Annotated in this window: 8 protein-coding genes; all 8 read left to right on the top strand. The window is 65.0% G+C overall.

What is annotated here, in order from left to right; genetic code table 11:
- The first annotated feature begins 68 nt into the window (after positions 1 to 68).
- The 8 genes from HD883_RS08100 (at position 69) to HD883_RS08065 (ending at position 18,904) form a co-directional block, all read left to right on the top strand.
- Complete coding sequence (locus HD883_RS08100; protein WP_257022063.1) at positions 69 to 3,164, top strand: maltotransferase domain-containing protein; 3,096 nt, start codon at positions 69 to 71, stop codon at positions 3,162 to 3,164.
- A 66-nt stretch (positions 3,165 to 3,230) separates the two neighbouring features.
- Positions 3,231 to 6,590: a maltose alpha-D-glucosyltransferase gene (gene treS / locus HD883_RS08095; protein ID WP_179586604.1), complete on the top strand. Its 3,360-nt coding sequence runs from the start codon at positions 3,231 to 3,233 to the stop codon at positions 6,588 to 6,590.
- The gene (gene glgB, locus HD883_RS08090; protein ID WP_179586606.1) at positions 6,577 to 8,784 is read left to right on the top strand and encodes a 1,4-alpha-glucan branching protein GlgB; all 2,208 of its coding nucleotides are present in this window, start codon (positions 6,577 to 6,579) and stop codon (positions 8,782 to 8,784) included. The genes treS and glgB overlap by 14 nt, the downstream gene beginning before the upstream one ends.
- A gap of 4 nt (positions 8,785 to 8,788) precedes the next feature.
- On the top strand, positions 8,789 to 10,891 hold the full coding sequence (glgX, locus tag HD883_RS08085) for a glycogen debranching protein GlgX (protein WP_179586608.1): 2,103 nt from the start codon (positions 8,789 to 8,791) through the stop codon (positions 10,889 to 10,891).
- A gap of 49 nt (positions 10,892 to 10,940) precedes the next feature.
- Positions 10,941 to 12,734 (top strand): malto-oligosyltrehalose trehalohydrolase, encoded by a 1,794-nt coding sequence (gene treZ / locus HD883_RS08080; protein WP_306455884.1) that lies wholly within the window; start codon positions 10,941 to 10,943, stop codon positions 12,732 to 12,734.
- Complete coding sequence (malQ, locus tag HD883_RS08075) at positions 12,731 to 14,866, top strand: 4-alpha-glucanotransferase (protein WP_179586612.1); 2,136 nt, start codon at positions 12,731 to 12,733, stop codon at positions 14,864 to 14,866. Before treZ ends, malQ begins: the two co-directional genes overlap by 4 nt.
- A complete protein-coding gene (gene treY, locus HD883_RS08070; RefSeq protein WP_179586614.1) occupies positions 14,863 to 17,529 on the top strand; it encodes a malto-oligosyltrehalose synthase in 2,667 nt (888 codons plus the stop codon). The genes malQ and treY overlap by 4 nt, the downstream gene beginning before the upstream one ends.
- Before the next feature lie 88 nt (positions 17,530 to 17,617).
- A complete protein-coding gene (locus HD883_RS08065) occupies positions 17,618 to 18,904 on the top strand; it encodes a solute carrier family 23 protein (RefSeq protein WP_179586616.1) in 1,287 nt (428 codons plus the stop codon).
- The last annotated feature ends 75 nt before the right edge of the window (positions 18,905 to 18,979 follow it).

Genomic DNA, 18,979 nt, shown 5'->3' with positions numbered 1-18,979 from the left:
GGTCGCTGACAGCGGCCTGGAAGAGCGCACTGGATCGCGCTGCGCGTCTCGGCTTTTCGCAGGTCCTCTTGGGTCTGCCTGAGGACACCCTGTCTCCCCAGGCCGAGCAGCAACAGGCCATCGAACAACTGGTGTCTGCCGCCAAGCGGTTGCGTCTCCAGGTTTGGCTCGATGTGTCCATTGGCGAACTTCCCGCCACATCCCCGTTAGCCGTCGCCCATCCCGAGTGGTATCGCTCGGCGTTGGCCGATCGTCCGCTGGACCCCCGCCTGGCCCCCGCGCTGCGCAATCTGGTCGACGTGCAGATCGTGAACGGCCGTGTGCCGGCGGCGTGCCTTGAGTGCTGGGCCGACATGCTGGGCGCCTGGACCGCAGCGGGTGTGACCGGACTGCGCTTCCACCTTCCGCACCGTCTTCCGGCCGACGACTGGCGCACGCTGTTTGCGCGTCTGTCGCAGGGCGCACCAGGTGTGCGCCTCGCGGCCTGGACGCCGGGCGTGCCGGCCGACCGCGTCGGCAGCCTGCGCGACGCGGGTTTCAATGCCGCCTTTACCTCGCTGGCCTGGTGGGATTTTCGCGCCGGCTGGTTTGCCGCCGAGCGAGACCGCCTGGCCGGCCTGGGTCAGTTGATCGCGTTCCCGCGCAGCCCCTTCGACGAAGCCGTCAGCCCCGGCGCCGATCCGGCGCTGTACCGCCGCGCCCTGTGGGCCGCCGCGATGGCGGGCGAGGGCTGGATGGTCGCGATGGAAGACACCGAACTCGAGACCGCTGGCGACATCGCCGGCGAGATCAAGGCCGCCAATGCCTTCATCGCCAAGCAGGGCGGCGCCCTGGCGTCCGATCTGCGCGTGCTGACCGGCGCCGATGCGGCCGTGACCGTGCTGTGGCGCCCGGGTCCGCCTGAAGATCCCAAACGCAAGGACGCGGGGGGGCTGGCTGTCCTGATCAATGCGGATACCGCCTTCCCGTCGACGTTGTCGTGGTCCACGCTGCGCGCGCGCCTGCCAGGCGGCTACAGCGAACTGGTGGCCGTGGACGGCCTGCCGATTTCCGCGCCGCTGTCGGGCGCCGACATCACGTTGCCACCCGCAGGCGTGGCTGTCTTTCGCGCGCGCCGCACGGCGCCGGTCGTCACCCTGAACCGGCCGACGCGATTTTCACAAAAGAAAGTGTTGGGAGCCGCCATGGAAGCGCCGCGTGTTGCAATCGAAGGCGTCACCCCGGTCATTGATGGGGGCCGTTTTGCGCTGAAGCGCGCGTTGGGCGAACCCATCCATGTCGAAGCCGACATCTTCATGGACGGCCACGACAAGCTGGCCGCCGCATTGCTGTGGCGCGCGGCCGATACCGAAGTGTGGCAGCGGGTGCCCATGACGTTCATCGTCAATGACCGCTGGCAGGCCGACTTCACCCCCGAACGGGTGGGGCGCCATGTGTTCGTGATCGAAGCCTGGTACGACACCTTCGCGACTTATTACAACGAGCTGTCCAAGAAACACGCGGCCGGCATCGACGTGTCGCTGGAACTGCGCGAAGGCCGTCAGCTGCTGGCCGCCATGCTGGCCGAAGCCGAAGCGGAACGCGCGGTGGACGCCGATGTGCTGACGCAGGCGCGCCAGCTGGTCGACACGATCACGCACGACGCCGATACCGAAGCACTGCAGCATCTGCTTGCTGCCAGCACCGGTGAACTGGTCGGCAAGCTGGGCATTCGCCACTTTGCGTCGCGCGGCGAGTTTGAAGTGCCGGTGAACGTGGAACGTCCGGCGGCGGCATTTGCCAGCTGGTACGAACTGTTCCCGCGTTCGCAAAGCGGCGACGTGAACCGCCATGGCACGTTTGACGACGTGATCGAGCGCCTGCCCGCGATCCGCGACATGGGCTTTGACGTGCTGTACTTCCCGCCCATCCATCCGATCGGCAAGAAGAACCGCAAGGGCCGCAACAACAGCCTGGTTGCTACTGACAACGATCCGGGCAGCCCGTATGCCATCGGTGCGGATGCAGGTGGCCACGACGCCATCCATCCGGAACTGGGCACGCTGGAAGACTTCCGCAAGCTGGTGTCGGCCGCCAAGGATCACGGCCTGGAACTGGCGCTGGACTTTGCCATCCAGTGCTCGCCCGACCATCCGTGGCTGCGCGATCATCCGGAATGGTTCGCCTACCGTGCCGACGGGTCGATCCGTTACGCCGAAAATCCCCCCAAGAAATACGAAGACATCGTCAATGTCGACTTCTATGCGCCGGGCCCACGCGGGTCGCGCGAGTCGGCATCGACCGGTCTGTGGATGGCGCTGCGTGATGCGGTGCTGTTCTGGTGCAAGGAGGGCGTTCGCACCTTCCGTGTCGACAACCCGCACACCAAGCCCTTGCCTTTCTGGGAATGGATGATTGCCGAAGTGCAGGGCCGCTATCCCGACGCCCTGTTCCTATCGGAAGCGTTCACGCGTCCGAAGGTCATGTATCGGCTTGCCAAGCTGGGCTTCTCGCAGTCGTACACCTACTTCACGTGGCGCAATGAAAAGCAGGAACTGACCGACTACCTGGTCGAGATTTCGCAACCGCCCGTGTCCGACCTGTTCCGACCGAACTTCTTCGTGAACACGCCAGATATCAACCCGCGCTTCCTGCAGACCGGCGGCCGGCCGGCGCATCTGATCCGCGCCGCACTGGCCACGACCATGTCGGGTCTGTGGGGCATGTATAGCGGGTTCGAATTGTGCGAAGCCACGCCGGTGCCGGGCAAGGAAGACTACCTGGACTCGGAAAAATACGAGATCCGTGCGTGGGACTGGAACCGTCCGGGCAACATCATCGGCGAGATCACCAAGCTGAATCAGATCCGCCGCAGCAACCCGGCCTTGCAGACCCAGAAGGGCATTACCTTTCAGTCCGCCAGCAACGACAGGGTGATCGCCTATACCAAGGCGACACCCGAGCGCGACAACGTCGTGCTGGTGGTGATCAACCTCGATCCGTACGCCAGCCAGGGTGCATGGATCGAACTGCCGCTGTGGGAATTCGGCCAGCCCGATGACGGCGCCCTGCAGGCGGAAGACCTGTTCCATGGGCACCGTTTCACCTGGCATGGCAAGCGGCAATATGTGCAATTGGAACCGGGCCAGCCGTTCGCGATGTGGCGTATCTCGGTCAGGAGCTGACGCAACCGTAAAGCCCCACCGAGCGACACCCCCGCGACGCCCCGGACAACCGACGAGAAAACAACTATGAACAAGCGCTCAAGTTTCATCCACGCGGCCAACCAGGGCGATCCGTCCTGGTACAAGGACGCCGTGATCTATCAGCTCCACATCAAGTCGTTCTTTGACGCGAACAATGACGGGGTGGGGGACTTTGCCGGGGTGATGGCCAAGCTCGACTACATTGTCGAACTCGGTGTCGACACCATCTGGCTGCTGCCGTTCTATCCGTCGCCGCGGCGTGACGACGGCTACGACATCGCCGAATACCGCGATGTGCACGAAGACTACGGTTCCCTGGCCGACGTCCGGCGGTTCATTGCAGCTGCCCACGAGCGCGGGCTGCGCATCATTACCGAACTGGTGGTGAACCATACGTCGGACCAGCATCCCTGGTTCCAGCGCGCCCGTGCCGCCAAGCCCGGATCGGCCGCCCGCAACTTCTACGTGTGGTCGGATACCGACCAGGCCTACTCGGGCACCCGGATCATTTTCCTGGACACCGAAAAGTCCAACTGGACGTGGGACCCGGTGGCCGGCGCCTACTTCTGGCACCGCTTCTATTCGCACCAGCCCGATTTGAACTACGACAACCCGCAAGTGCTCAAGGCCGTGCTGTCGGTCATGCACTTCTGGCTGGACCTGGGGGTGGACGGCCTGCGTCTGGATGCCGTGCCCTACCTGGTGGAACGCGAAGGCACGAACAACGAAAACCTGCCTGAAACGCACGACATTCTGCGCAAGATCCGCGAAGACCTGGACGAGCACTACGAAGGCAAGCTGCTGCTGGCCGAGGCCAATCAGTGGCCGGAAGATGCGCAGGAATACTTCGGCACCGGCGACGAATGCCACATGTCTTTCCACTTCCCGCTGATGCCGCGCATGTACATGGCGATCGCGCGGGAAGACCGCTTCCCGATCACCGACATCATGCGGCAGACCCCGGAAATTCCGGAAGGCTGCCAGTGGGCGATTTTCCTGCGCAACCATGATGAGCTGACGCTCGAAATGGTGACCAGCAGCGAGCGTGACTACCTGTGGAACGTGTATGCGGCCGACCGCCGTGCGCGGATCAACCTGGGTATCCGCCGCCGCCTGGCTCCGTTGCTGGAACGCGACCGCCGCCGTATCGAACTGATGAACAGTCTGCTGCTGACGATGCCGGGCACCCCCGTCATCTACTACGGCGATGAAATCGGCATGGGCGACAACATCCACCTGGGCGACCGGGACGGGGTGCGTACGCCAATGCAATGGTCCCCCGACCGCAACGGCGGCTTTTCACGCGCCGACCCGCAAAGCCTGGTGCTGCCGCCGCTGCGCGACACCTTGTACGGCTACGAAGCCGTCAACGTCGAATCCCAGGCGCGCGATCCGCATTCGCTGTTGAACTGGATGCGCCGCATGCTGGCCAAGCGCCGCGAGTACAACGCGTTTGGCCGCGGCAAGTTGCGCTTCATCTATCCGGGCAACCGCCAGATCCTGGCCTACCTGCGCGAGCACAATGACGACACACTGCTGTGCGTGGCAAACCTGTCGCATGCCCCGCAGGCCGTCGAGCTGGACCTGGCCGAATTCGAAGGCCGCGTGCCGGTCGAACTGACGGGTGGCAACACCTTCCCGGCCATCGGCAAGCTGACCTATCTGCTGACCCTGCCGCCTTACGGCTTCTACTGGTTCTCGCTCAGCGCCACCGCATCGCCGCCGTCGTGGCATGCGGCTGCGGCCGAACAGCAGATGGAATTCCACACGCTGGTGATCCGCGGCAAGACGGGCTACCAGCTGATGGAAAGCTCGCGCCGCACGCTGGACCACGAAGCGCTGCCCACGTATCTGCGCCGCCGCCGCTGGTTCGCCTCGAAAGACGAAAAGGTGCAATCCGCAACTATCGTCTACGGTGCGCGCCTGCCCAACCGCGAGCAGGAACTGTACATGGCCGAGATCGAAGTCGATCTGGGCTCGCGCAAGGAACGCTACGCCTTGCCGCTGGCGCTGCTGTGGGTCGAAAACCTGGAAGGCCTGCCGCTGCAACTGGCCCTGGCCCGCGTCCGCCGCACGTCGCTGGTGGGCATGGTCACCGACGCGTTCAGCCAGCGCGAATTTGCACTCGCCATGGTCGAAGGCATCATGGGCAGCGCCGAGCTGGCCAGCCCGGTAGGCGCCGACAACGGCGGCAAGACCACGATCAAGTTCGTGCGTCAGGCCGGCCTGGAAGACCTGACCGTCAATGCCGACACGCAAGTGCGCTGGCTGTCGGCCGAACAGTCGAACAGCTCGCTGATCATTGATTCGACGGCGGTGTTCAAGCTGGTCCGCCGTGTTACGCCGGGCATCCATCCCGAAGCGGAAATCACGCGCTACCTGACGTCGCTGGGCTTCGAGAACATTGCGTCGCTGATGGGCGAAGTGGTGCGCGTGGACGAAGACGGCACGCCGCATACCCTGGGTCTGCTGCAGAAGTACGTGACCAACCAGGGTGATGCCTGGGCCTGGACCATGGCCTATCTATCGAAGGCGCTGGACAACGCCGTGCTGACCGACGAAAGCCTGGAAGACTACGACCAGGAACTGCTGGGCTATGCGGCCTTTGCCGGCATCATGGGCAAGCGTCTGGCCGAATTGCATGCCGCGTTCTCGCGCCCCACCGACGACGAAGCGTTCTCGCCCGAGCCCGCTTCCGAAGCCGACGTGGCGCAGTGGACCGACGAAGTCACCGCGATGTTGAATCGCGCCTTCGATCAGCTGGCCGCCAACACCCAGTGGACCGACGGCGCCACCGAAGGCACGGCCAAGGCCCTGGTCGCCCGCCGCAAGGAAGTGCTGGCCGGCGTGGCCGGTCTGGCCAAACGTGGCCTGGGCGCGCTGCGCACCCGCACCCATGGTGACTTCCACCTGGGTCAGGTGCTGGTCGCGCAAAGCGATGCCTACCTGATCGACTTTGAAGGCGAACCGGCCCGGTCGCTGGAAGAACGCCGCCGCAAGACCAGCCCGCTGCGTGACGTGGCCGGCCTGCTGCGATCGTTCGACTATGCCGCCGCCGCCATGAGCACCGCGCCCGAAGCGCAGGTGCTGGGGACGGCCCCGTCGGTGCAGGCCACCAGTGGCAAGCAGAAGAAAGACCTGCTGCTGGCCCGCTTCCGCGAGCAGGCGTCCGCCGCTTTCCTGGACGGCTACCGCCAGGTTGCGGTGCTGGCCGAGAACAAGTGGTATGAAGGCAGCGCAGAATCCGCACTGCTCGATCTGTTCCTGATCGAAAAGGCGGCCTACGAGATCTGCTACGAAGCGGCCAACCGTCCGACCTGGATCTGCATCCCGCTGCGAGGCCTTGACCAATTGGCGCAACGCCTCACCCCGACTGCTTCCGAGGATCGCCATGACGCCGTATGAGTTCGCAACCGATACCGACCACCTGGCCGGTGACATCGATGCGCTGAAGGTGGCGCGGCACCGCGACCCCTTCGCCGTGCTGGGTCCCCATCAGGCAGAAGGTGAGCACGTGGTGCGCGCCTTCTATCCGGGCGCCGAAGGCGTCGAGGTCGTCGCCACGCAAAGCGGCGAGGCGATTCCGCTGCTGCACGTGCGTGACGGCCTGTTTGCCGGCCGCGTGTCGGCCGTGTTGCCGCAGGGCGGTCCGGGCTATCACCTGCGCATCCAGTGGCCTCATGGCGTGCAGGTCACTGAAGATCCCTACGCCTTTGGCGTGCTGCTGGGCGACCTGGATCTGCATCTGATCGCCGAAGGCCGCCACAGCGAAATCAGTGATTGCCTGGGCGCGCATGTGGTCACCCATGGCGGCGTCCAGGGCGTGCGCTTTGCCGTCTGGGCGCCGAATGCGCAGCGCGTGTCGGTGATCGGCGATTTCAATTCCTGGGATGGCCGCCGCCACCCGATGCGCCTGCGCTTTTCAGCGGGCGTGTGGGAAATCTTTGTGCCGCGCGTGACCGCGGGCGCCCGCTACAAGTTCGAAATCGTGGGCGTGGATGGCAATCTGGTGCCGCACAAGGCCGACCCCTACGCACGTCAGGCCGAACTGGCGCCGGGCACCGCGTCCATCGTGACCGACCCGACCCCGTTCACCTGGACCGACGAGGCATGGATGGCCGAACGCGGCGCGCGCCAGACTGCGCAGTCGCCCATGTCGGTGTACGAAGTGCACGTGGGATCCTGGCTGCGTGACGAACATGGCGAGTCCTACAGCTGGTCGGGCCTGGCCGACCGGCTGGTGCCCTATGCCAAGGACATGGGCTTCACGCACCTTGAACTGCTGCCCATCATGGAGCACCCGTTTGGCGGATCGTGGGGCTATCAGCCGCTGGGCCTGTTCGCGCCCACGGCACGGTTTGGCGAGCCGCATGAATTTGCCCGCTTCGTGGATCGCTGCCACGAAGCCGGCATCGGCGTGATCCTCGACTGGGTCCCGGCGCACTTTCCGACCGACGCGCATGGCATGCAGCGCTTCGACGGCACGGCGCTGTACGAATACCAGGATCCCCGCGAAGGCTTCCATCAGGACTGGAACACCCTGATCTACAACCTGGGCCGCAACGAAGTGCGCAACTTCGTGATCGCCAGCGGGATCGAGTGGCTGCATCGTTTCCACGTGGACGGGCTGCGGGTGGATGCGGTCGCGTCCATGCTGTATCGCGACTACAGCCGCAAGCACGGTGAGTGGATACCGAATCACCTGGGTGGCCGCGAAAACCTTGAAGCGATCGCCTTCCTGCGTGATCTCAACAAGGAAGTCGCCAACCGGTGCCCGGGCGCCATCACCATTGCCGAAGAATCGACGGCGTGGCCTGGCGTGACCGCGCCGGTGGACCAGGGCGGCCTGGGCTTCGACTTCAAGTGGAACATGGGCTGGATGCATGACACCCTCCACTATGTCGAAACCGATCCGCTCTACCGGCAGTATCACCATCACATGATGACGTTCGGGATGGTCTATGCCTTTTCCGAAAAGTTTGTCTTGCCGCTGTCGCATGACGAAGTGGTGCACGGCAAGGGATCGTTGATCGGCAAGATGCCGGGCGATCGCTGGCAGAAGTTCGCGAACCTGCGGGCCTATTTCGGCTTCATGTGGTCGCATCCCGGCAAGAAGCTGCTGTTCATGGGCGGAGAGCTGGGTCAGCAGAAAGAGTGGAACCACGACGCGCAGCTGGACTGGGATTCCCTGAGCGATCCGCTGCCTGCCGGGCTGCAGAAGCTGGTGCGCGATCTGAACCATGCGCATGCAGAACTGCCCGCGCTGCACGAACGCGATGCCGATCCGGAAGGCTTCCGCTGGCTGATTGGCGATGACAACGGCAATGCGGTGTTCGCGTTCCTGCGCAGCAGCGGCGATCAGCACGTGCTGGCCGTCAGCAACATGACGCCCGTGCCGCGCGGCGGCTATCGGATCGGTGTGCCGCATGGCGGCCGCTGGCTCGAAGTCGTCAACAGCGACGCGGCAGTCTATGGCGGGTCGGGCGTGGGCAACAGCGGGGCGGTCCATGCAGAAGACATTCCGGCGCACGGCATGCCGTGCTCCGTGGTGCTGACGCTGCCGCCGCTATCGACCTTGCTGCTCAAGCCTGAAGGATAAGCGGATGGCCAGTACGCTTTCGGACAAATTGTTGCCGGGGCGTGCTTATCCGCTCGGCGCCACGTGGGACGGACTGGGCATCAACTTTGCCGTCTTTTCCGCCCACGCCACCAAGATCGAACTGTGTGTGTTCGATCCCACCGGCCGCAAGGAGCTGTCCCGCTTCACGCTGCCGGAATGCACCGACGAAGTCTGGCATGGGTATCTGCCCCATGCCGGCGCCGGCCTGGTCTACGGCTATCGGGCCTACGGGCCCTACGAGCCGCAAAACGGCCATCGCTTCAATCCCCACAAGCTTCTGCTCGACCCTTACGCCCGCAAGCTGGTCCGGCCCCTGCACTGGACGGACGCGCTCGCCGGTTACCGGGTCGGTCACGGCAAGGCCGACCTGAGCTTCGACCGCCGTGACAGCGCGGCAGCCATGCCGAAGGCCGTCGTGATCGATGACGCCTTCAACTGGGGCGACGACACGCGTCCGGACCGGCCGTGGTCCGACACCGTCATCTACGAAGCGCATCTGAAGGGCGTGTCTGCCTGCCGGCAAGACCTGCGCCCCAATGAACGCGGCAGCTTCTTTGCGCTGGCCGATCCGGCCTTCATCGAACACCTGTTGCGCCTGGGCGTGACCGCGATCGAACTGTTGCCCGTGCACGCCTTCGCGCAGGATCGTTTCCTGGTTCAGCGGGGTTTGCGCAACTATTGGGGCTACAGCACGATGGCCTTCTTTGCGCCCGAGCCGAGCTATCTGTCCAAGGGCATGCTCAATGAAATGCGGGTGGCGATCCGCCGCCTGCATGCGGCCGGCATCGAAGTCTTTCTGGATGTGGTCTACAACCACACCGCGGAAGGCAACGAGATGGGCCCGACGCTGTCCTGGCGCGGCCTGGATAACAAGAGCTACTACCGCCTGGTGCCGGGCGATGAACGCTACTACGTGAACGACACGGGCACGGGCAACACCTTGAACCTGGCCCATCCGCGCGTGCTGCAGATGGTCATGGACTCACTGCGTTACTGGGCCACGCACTTCCGTATCGATGGTTACCGCTTCGACCTGGGCGTGACCCTGGGACGCGAGGCGCACGGCTTCGATCCGGGCGCGGGCTTTTTCGATGCCGTCAGGCAGGATCCGCTGCTATCCCGCCTCAAGCTGATTTCCGAACCGTGGGACATCGGCCCGGGCGGCTACCAGGTCGGCAACCACCCGCCCGGTTGGGCCGAATGGAACGACAAGTTTCGCGATGGCGCCCGCCGTTTCTGGCGCGGGGATTCCGGCCAGCGGCCCGACCTGGCCACCCGCCTTGCCGGATCGGGCGATCTGTTCAACCGCCGTGCGCGGCGTCCGTGGGCATCCGTCAACTTCGTCACGGCGCATGACGGATTCACGCTGCGTGACGTGGTCAGCTACAACGCCAAGCACAACGACGCCAACAAAGAAGACGGCCGCGACGGCACCAACGATAACCACAGCTGCAATTGGGGCGTCGAAGGACCGAGCGACGATCCCGCCATCGAGGCCATCCGGCAACGCGTGGCACGCGCCTTGCTGGCTACCCTGATGTGTTCACACGGAACGCCCATGCTGTTGGGCGGTGACGAGTTCGGACGCACGCAGAACGGGAACAACAATGCCTACTGCCAGGACAATAAAACGTCCTGGTTCGATTGGGGCCAGGCGCATTCGGAAGAGGGGGAAGCCATGACGGCGTTCCTTGCGCGGCTGACAGCAATCCGGCATGCCCACCCGTCTTTGCGCAGCGACCGCTTCATGGTCAACGACCAGATGATCCTGCCCGATATGGCCGAGATTGCCTGGTTCGACGTCCGGGGTGACTACGTGTGGGACGAAGCCTGGAACGATCCCGAGTGCCGGACGCTCGCGCTGCGACGCGCGACGCGCGGTGCGGAAGGGATCGAGGCGACGCTGGTACTCATCAACGGAAGCGCCGAGAACGTGCGTTTCGTGATGCCGGCGCCGCATTTCAGCTGGCGGGTATTGGTAGACACGGCTGATCCCGCGAAGGACGAGTGGCCCCTCGAGAACAACGAGGTGGACGTGTCGGACCGGAGCGTGGTGGTGCTGGGTTGTCGATTGGTGTCGAATTAACGAGAGCAGCATGACGAAAGGGCTATTACCGACAGGATACGGCGCGACCTTGACGCGCCCCGGTCAAACACGATTTGCCGTCTGGGCGCCGAATGCGGCTGCCGCGGTCAAGGTGCATCTGACGCCGCCGCAAGGCGAGCCGATGACCCTCGACATGCAGGCCGACGGGCAGGGCGGGTACGTCGTGGAAGCGCCGGTCGGCGCGGGCACGCGCTACCGCTATCAGATCGGCGACGACCTGAAGTTTCCCGATCCCCACTCGCGCCTGCAGGCAGGCGACGTGCACGACGACAGTGTCGTCGTGGACCCGGACGCCTACGCCTGGCGCACGACCGACTGGAAGGGCCGCCCCTGGTCCGAAGTCGTGCTGTACGAATTGCACCCCAAGGCCTTCGGCGGCTTCAAGGGCATTCAGGCAGCGCTGCCGAAACTGGCCGAGCTGGGCGTGACCGCGGTGGAACTGATGCCGATCGCGGACTTTCCGGGCGAGCGCAATTGGGGCTATGACGGCGTCTTGCCCTATGCCCCGGATACCGCCTACGGCACGCCCGACGACCTGAAGGCGCTGGTGGATGCGGCCCATGAACAGGGCCTGATGATCTTCCTGGACGTGGTCTACAACCACTTCGGTCCTGATGGCAATTACCTGCATGCCTATGCGTCGGATTTTTTCCGCGAAGACTTGCACACGCCGTGGGGTCCGGCCATCGATTTCCGCCGGCCGCAGGTGCGCGACTTCTTTACGCGCAACGCCATGTATTGGGTCAACGAATACCGCTTTGACGGTCTGCGTTTCGATGCGGTGCATGCGATCTCGGAACCGGACTGGCTTGACGAGATGGCGGCGGCCGTACGCGAGTCGGTAGCTTCCGACCGGCACGTGCATCTGGTGCTCGAGCATGACGGCAACATCGCCAGTCACCTGGCCAAGGACTTCGATGCGCAGTGGAATGACGACGGCCACCACATCCTGCATCGGATCATTGCTGGCGAGACCGATGGCTACTACACGGACTATGCCGACAAGCCCGCCGAACAGCTGGCGCGTTGCCTGTCCGAAGGCTTCATCTATCAAGGCCAGCCGTCGCCCCATCGCGACGGCGAACTGCGCGGCGAACCGTCGGGCGACCTGCCGCCCACGGCGTTCGTGCTGTTCCTGCAGAACCACGATCAGATCGGCAACCGTGCGCTGGGTGATCGACTGATCACCCTGGCCGAGAAGGGCGCCGGCATGGAAGCGCTGCGGGCAGGCGTTGCCCTCTGCATGCTGTCGCCGCAGATCCCCATGATCTTCATGGGCGAAGAGTGGGGCACCCGCACGCCCTTCCTGTACTTCACCAGCCACAACGATGAACTGGCCGAAGCCGTACGCGAAGGACGCCGCAAGGAGTTCGCCAAGTTCCCGGCGTTTGCCGACCCGGCCGTGCGCGACAACATTCCCGATCCCAATGCCGCCGATACATTCGAGGCCTCGGTGCCGCCGCTGACGCAATCGCCTGGCCGCGAAGGCATGCTGTGGTGGGACTATTACCGCGCGCTGCTGCGCTTGCGGCGTGAAGTGCTGGTGCCGCATCTGGAAGGTGCGGTGTCCATCGGGGCCCAGGCCATCGGCGAGGTTGCCGTGGCCGCGCGGTGGCGTCTGGCCAATAGCCAGGTTTACGCCATGTACGTGAACTTCGGCCCCGAGGCCGTTGACATCACGCCGGTGGTGGGAGGCCAGCTGGTGTTCGAAAGCGCGACCGACACTGGTCGCCTGGCCGCGACCGGCAAGCTCAAGGCCGGCGCCACGCTGGTCATGCTCGAGGACGCGTTGGAGGCCATTGCACAGGACAGCGCAGCATGAGTGACGACGACGTAACTTCTCTTCATGCGCTGGCCGACGCGGCGGGCGTGTCGGTCGATTGGCAGGACGCCGCCGGCAAGCCGCAACGCGTGTCGCCCGACGTGCTCAGGAACGTGCTGAACGCGCTCGGCATCGACGCCAGCAGTCCGGATGCGATCGAGGCCAGCCTGGCTACGCTTCGAAATGCGAGCGACGATACCGCCAGCCACTTCGCGATCGGCGTGGTCCGCCAGGCGATTGAAGTCCCGCTGCCGGACACCGTCAGCACACTGCGCTTTCGGCTCGAGTTCGATGACGACGGCGGCGTGGTCGATGGCGAAGCGCGCCGCAAGGACGCGCATACCGTGATCATCCCTGGCATGAACCTGCCGGGGTATCACACGCTGCATATCGGTGACCAGGTCTACACGCTGGCGATCGCGCCCGCGCGATGCTTTGGCGTCAGCGACGCCATCGGCAAGCCGCAGCCGCGCGAATGGGCGCTGGCGGTGCAGCTGTATGGACTGCGCCGGCGGGGCGCGTCGCTCGGGGCGCCCGGCGCCTCGGGCGGTGTCGGCGACTTTTCCGCGCTGGCGACCTTGGCCGGCGTGGCTGCAAAAGCGGGCGCCACCGGCCTGGCGATCAGCCCGGTCCACGCGATGTTCACGGCCGATCCGCATCGCATCAGCCCGTACGCGCCATCGAGCCGCCTGTTCCTGAACGTGCTGTACGTTGACCCGGCAGAAGTGTTCGGTCAGCCCGCGGTTGCGCGTGCGGCATCGGCGCTGGGTCTGAACCTGGACCTGGCGCGTCTGGAACAGCTCGACATGGTCGACTGGCCTGGCGTGGCGCGGACCAAGCTGGCCATCTTGCGCCGGCTGTTCGATGGCTTTCCGGGCAACGTCGGCAGCTCGGTGTCCGAGGCGTTTACGCGCTTTCGGCAAGAGGGCGGCAGCCTGCTCGAAAACCATGCGCGATTCGAAGCGCTGCATGCCTGGCGCCTGGCCGAAGGGTTCCAGACCGGCGGTTGGCGCGACTGGCCCGAGGCCTTTCAGAATCCGGACAGCCCGGAAGTCGCTGCTTTTGCGCAGGAACATGCCACCGAAGTCACCTTCCATGCCTTCCTGCAATGGCTGGCCGACCGGGGACTGGCCCGCGCCCAAGCCGCCGCGCGCGAAGCCGGCATGGGCATCGGCCTGATCGCGGACCTGGCCGTGGGCACCGACCCGGGCGGCAGTCACGCCTGGAGCCGGCAGGGCGAAATCCTGGCCAAGCTATCGCCCGGCGCGCCGCCCGACCTGTATAACGCGCAGGGGCAGGCCTGGGGTCTGACGGCGTTCTCGCCGTCTGCGCTGCGCCGCACGGGCTATCGGGCGTACATCGAAATGCTGCGCGCCTGCCTGCGTCATGCCGGCGGGATCCGCATCGACCACGCCCTTGGCCTGAAACGGATGTGGCTGGTGCCCGAAGGCGCTCCGCCGACCGACGGCGCCTACGTCAACTACCCCTTCGACGACATCATGCGGCTGATCGCGCTGGAGTCCTGGCGGCACCGCGCGATCGTTGTGGGCGAAAACCTGGGTACGGTGCCCGAGGGGTTCAATGACCAGATCGCCCGCGCCGGCATGCTGGGCATGGACGTGCTGTGGTTCGAACGCCAGCACCATGGCGACAACGCGCCGATCAAGTCGCCGCGCGACTGGCCGGCCGAAGCCATGGCCATGACCACCACGCACGACCTGCCGACCATCGCAGGATGGTGGACGGGTACCGACCTGCAGTGGCGCGACCGGCTGGGTCTGTTCGGCGATGGCGATTCGCTCGACGCGCAGATGCAAAATCGCGCGCGCGACCGGGAACAACTGGTCCGTTCGCTGGCCGCGGCCGGAATCGACGTGTCGCAAGACACTGATCCCGATGCTCCGCCACCGATCGCAGAGACCTTCCGTTTCGTCGGGGCCACCCCGTGCCCGCTCGCGGTCGTGCCGCTGGAAGACGTGCTGGGGGACCCCGAAGCGCCGAATCTGCCCGGCACCACCGATACCCATCCCAACTGGCGTCGCCGCATGGCGACGACGATCGATACCTTGCTGGACGATCAGGACGTCAGCCGACGCCTGGACGCCCTTTCACAGAGCAGACAAACATCATGAGTGCACCGCGAGCCACGGTCAGGCTGCAGTTTCACGAAGGCTTTCCGATTACGGACGCCATCGATCTGGTCGAATACTTCCACAAGCTTGGTATCAGTGACATCTATGCTTCGCCGCTGACCCGCGCGCGGGCCGGATCGACCCACGGCTACGACACGATCGACTATCACGTCATCAGCCCGGAACTGGGCGGTGAAGAGGCCCTGCGCAAGCTGGTTGCCCGCCTGCGCGAATTCGGCATGGGCCTGATCCTGGACATCGTGCCCAATCACATGGGCGTCAGCCCCGACAACGCCTGGTGGTGGAGCGTGCTGCGCGAGGGCCCCAACAGCCGCTATGCCGAATACTTCGACATCGACTGGAATTCGCCGGATCCCTCCCTGAAGGGCAAGCTGCTGGCGCCTTACCTGGGCGATCCGTATGGCAAGGTGTTGTCCGAAGGGCAGCTCAAGATCGAGCGTGATCAAAAAACCCACGAACCCATCGTCACCTATTACGATGCGCGCTTTCCGATTGCGCCGGAACACCACGACGAGGTCCTGCGCCTGATGGACGAAACGCCGCAAGCGTTCGATGCGGCTCGTACCGATGGCCGCCAGCGTCTGCACGAATTGCTGGAACGCCAGCACTATCGCCTGGCGTGGTGGCGCACCGCGGCCGAAGAAATCAACTGGCGCCGTTTCTTTGAAATTAGCGACCTGGCCGGCATGCGCGCCGAGCGCGATGCGGTCCGCGACGACATCCATTCGCTATTTTTCCGCCTGTACGAAGAAGGCCTGGTGGATGGCCTGCGTGTCGATCACGTGGATGGCCTGGCCGACCCCAAGGCATATTGCCAGTACCTGCGCGCCGAGCTGGAAAAGCGTGCCGATCGCCGCCCGGCCGATGCGCCCAAGCGCGTGCCGTATGTGGTGGTCGAGAAGATCCTTGCCGCCGGCGAACCGTTGGCGACGTCATGGCAGACCGACGGCACGACGGGCTATGACTTCATGAGCGAAGTCGGGCAGTGGCTGCATGACCCGCAGGGCGAAGCCCCCCTGACCACGATGTGGCAATCCATCTCGGGCAGCGCCAAGACGTTTACCGAACTGTCGCGCACGGCGCGCCGCCAGTTGATCCAGCAGAACTTTGCAGGCGAGTTCGATGCCCTGGTGCGCCTGCTGCACCGCATCGCGCACTTCGATCTGATGACCCGCGACTGGAGCCCGTCCGCGATCCGCCGTGTACTGACGGAATTGCTGGTGTCCTTTCCGGTGTATCGCACCTATGCCGACGTGCAGGGCCGCACCGAGCAGGATGAAGTCCCGTTTTCCAAGGCCCGGGAAGGCGCGCATGCCAGCCTGCGCCCGGCCGACTACGACCTGCTCGACACCATGGCCGGCTGGCTGGGCGGCGAACCCCCGAAGGACTACCCGGAAGATCAGCGCGCGGTGCGCCTGCAGGCCATTCGCCGCTTCCAGCAACTGACCTCGCCACTGGCCGCCAAATCGGTGGAAGACACCGGCTTCTACCGCTACGGCCGCTTGTTGTCGCGTAATGAAGTTGGCGCCGATCCGGCGATCTTTTCGATGGAAAGCGACGAATTCCATCAACGCGTGCAGGGCCGCGCCGAGTCGTTCCCGCTGGCCATGCTTGCGACCGCGACGCACGATCACAAACGCGGTGAAGACGGCCGCGCCCGGTTGGCCGTGCTGAGCGAACGCGCCGCCGAATGGGAAGCGCTGGTGACACGCTGGTCCGAACGCCATGCCGCGTTCAAGCGCGAAGCGGGCGAAGAGCCGGCGCCATCGCCACTGCCGGCCGACGAATACATGCTGTACCAGTCGCTGATCGGGGCCTGGCCGCTGGACCTGTCGATCAACGACGAAGAGGGCATTCGCGAATTGGCGGGCCGCTTGTCCGACTGGCAGACCAAGTCGCTGCGGGAAGCCAAGCAGCAATCGAGCTGGGTCACGCCCGACGACAGCTACGAAAAGGCCTGCAACGGCTTCCTGTTCCAGATCCTGGATCCGCAAGCCAATGCCGATACGCTGCTGGAACTGGTTGAGTTCATCAACCGTATCGGTCCGGCCGGCGCGGTCAACAGCCTGTCGCAGACCCTGCTGCGCATGACGATCCCGGGCGTGCCCGATCTGTACCAGGGCACCGAAATGTGGGACTTCAGCCTGGTGGATCCGGACAACCGCCGCCCGGTCGACTTCGCTCTGCGCAAGCAGGCGCTGGACGAACCGTTCGATGCGGCCGCCCTGGTGGACCACTGGCGTGATGGCCGCATCAAGTTCGAAGTGGTTCGGCGCACGCTCAACTTCCGCAAACAGCACGAAGCGCTGTTCCTGGAAGGCGACTATCTGCCGCTGACCGTGGAAGGGACGGAAAGCCAGCGCGTGTTTGCCTACGCCCGCAAACACGCGGACAGCGTGGCGATCGTGATCGTGCCGCATCGCGTCGCCACGATGGTGCTCGGAACCAACGACGATCCCAAGCCGCGTATCGCTGCCGACAAGTGGGGCGACACGGTGGTCTGCCTGCCAGAGGCCATCACGGCCGCCATCAGCACGCCGCAGTTGCGCAGTGTGCTGACGGACGGCACGTGCGCGGTGGCCGGTGGCCGGATCCGCGTGGCCGATGCCCTGGCCGATCTTCCGGTGGCGTTGCTCACCTGACATTGTCCTGACGCGGCGCTGGTCTTGCCGCGCCGCTCTCCTTACACTTGCGCCTGATTTGTCATAGGCACAAGAACAGGAGAGGGCAATGGCGGGATCGTATTTTCCAAGGTGGCGCGAGCGCACCGACGGGGTGGCGGGGGGCGTCATCGCGCCCGACGAGCGGCTGCCTTGGCCGCAGATGGGCGCGATGGGGCTGCAGCACGTGGTCGCGATGTTCGGGTCCACCGTACTGGCGCCCCTGCTCATGGGCTTCGATCCTAACCTTGCCATCTTCATGTCGGGGATCGGCACGCTGCTGTTCTTCGTGATCGTGGGCGGCCGCGTGCCGAGCTATCTCGGTTCCAGCTTCGCCTTCATTGGCCTCGTCATTGCCGTCAGCGGATATGCCGGGCCGGGCCTGAACGCCAACATCGGCGTGGCGCTTGGCGGCATCATTGCGTGCGGGGTGGTCTACACCCTGATCGGTTTCCTGGTCATGGCCATCGGCACGGGCTGGATCGAACGCTTCATGCCGCCGGTCGTCACCGGCGCGGTGGTGGCCGTGATCGGGCTGAACCTGGCGCCCATCGCGGTCAAGAGCGTTACTGCCAATGCCTTCGATGCGTGGATGGCCCTGGCGACCGTGCTGTGCGTCGGCATCGTGGCGGTGTTCACCCGCGGCATGGTGCAGCGCCTGCTGATCCTGATCGGTTTGTTGCTGGCCTATGTGCTGTACGCGGTGCTGACCAATGGCGCCGGACTGGGCAAGCCGATCGACTTTTCCACCGTGGCCAATGCCGCGTGGCTGGGCGTGCCGGCCTTTACGGCCCCGGTGTTCCGGCTGGACGCCATGGCGCTGATCGCGCCCGTGGCCGTAATCCTGGTGGCAGAAAACCTGGGCCACATCAAGGCCGTCAGCGCCATGACCGGCCAGAACCTGGACCGCTACATGGGCCGCGCGTTCGTGGGTGATGGGATCGCCACCGTGGTGTCGGGCAGCGTGGGCGGCACCGGCCTGACCACCTATGCCGAGAACATCGGTGTCATGGCCGTGACCCGGATCTACTCGACCCTGGTCTTTGCGATCGCCGCATGCTTCGCGATCCTGCTGGGCTTCTCGCCCAAATTCGGCGCCGTCATCCTGACCATCCCCACCGCCGTGCTGGGCGGCGTCTCCATCGTGGTCTTCGGCCTCATCGCCGTATCCGGCGCACGAATCTGGGTAGAAAACCGCGTCGACTTCTCCGACAACCGCAACCTGATCGTCGCAGCCGTCACACTGGTACTAGGCGCCGGCGACTTCACACTAAACATCGGCGGCTTCGCCCTCGGCGGAATCGGCACCGCCACTTTTGGAGCGATCATCCTCAACGCACTGCTGTCCCGCAGATAAAGAACCCCGCCCCTCTGGGGCACAGCGGATCTGGCTCCGCCAGTCCGCCAGTGCCGCCCCTGGGGGAGGCGCGGA

It is taken from the genome of Pigmentiphaga litoralis (assembly GCF_013408655.1).
Lineage (GTDB): Bacteria > Pseudomonadota > Gammaproteobacteria > Burkholderiales > Burkholderiaceae_B > Pigmentiphaga > Pigmentiphaga litoralis_A.
The sequence above is the reverse complement of the archived record's forward strand: the minus strand, read 5'-3'. Positions and strand labels throughout refer to the sequence as shown.

What these genes read in the sequence shown, in the direction of transcription:
- treS (WP_179586604.1), top strand. Translation starts at nt 3,231, where the DNA reads ATGAACAAGCGCTCAAGTTTCATCCACGCGGCCAACCAGGGCGATCCG.
- glgB (WP_179586606.1), top strand. Translation starts at nt 6,577, where the DNA reads ATGACGCCGTATGAGTTCGCAACCGATACCGACCACCTGGCCGGTGAC.
- glgX (WP_179586608.1), top strand. Translation starts at nt 8,789, where the DNA reads ATGGCCAGTACGCTTTCGGACAAATTGTTGCCGGGGCGTGCTTATCCG.
- malQ (WP_179586612.1), top strand. Translation starts at nt 12,731, where the DNA reads ATGAGTGACGACGACGTAACTTCTCTTCATGCGCTGGCCGACGCGGCG.
- treY (WP_179586614.1), top strand. Translation starts at nt 14,863, where the DNA reads ATGAGTGCACCGCGAGCCACGGTCAGGCTGCAGTTTCACGAAGGCTTT.
- HD883_RS08065 (WP_179586616.1), top strand. Translation starts at nt 17,618, where the DNA reads ATGGCGGGATCGTATTTTCCAAGGTGGCGCGAGCGCACCGACGGGGTG.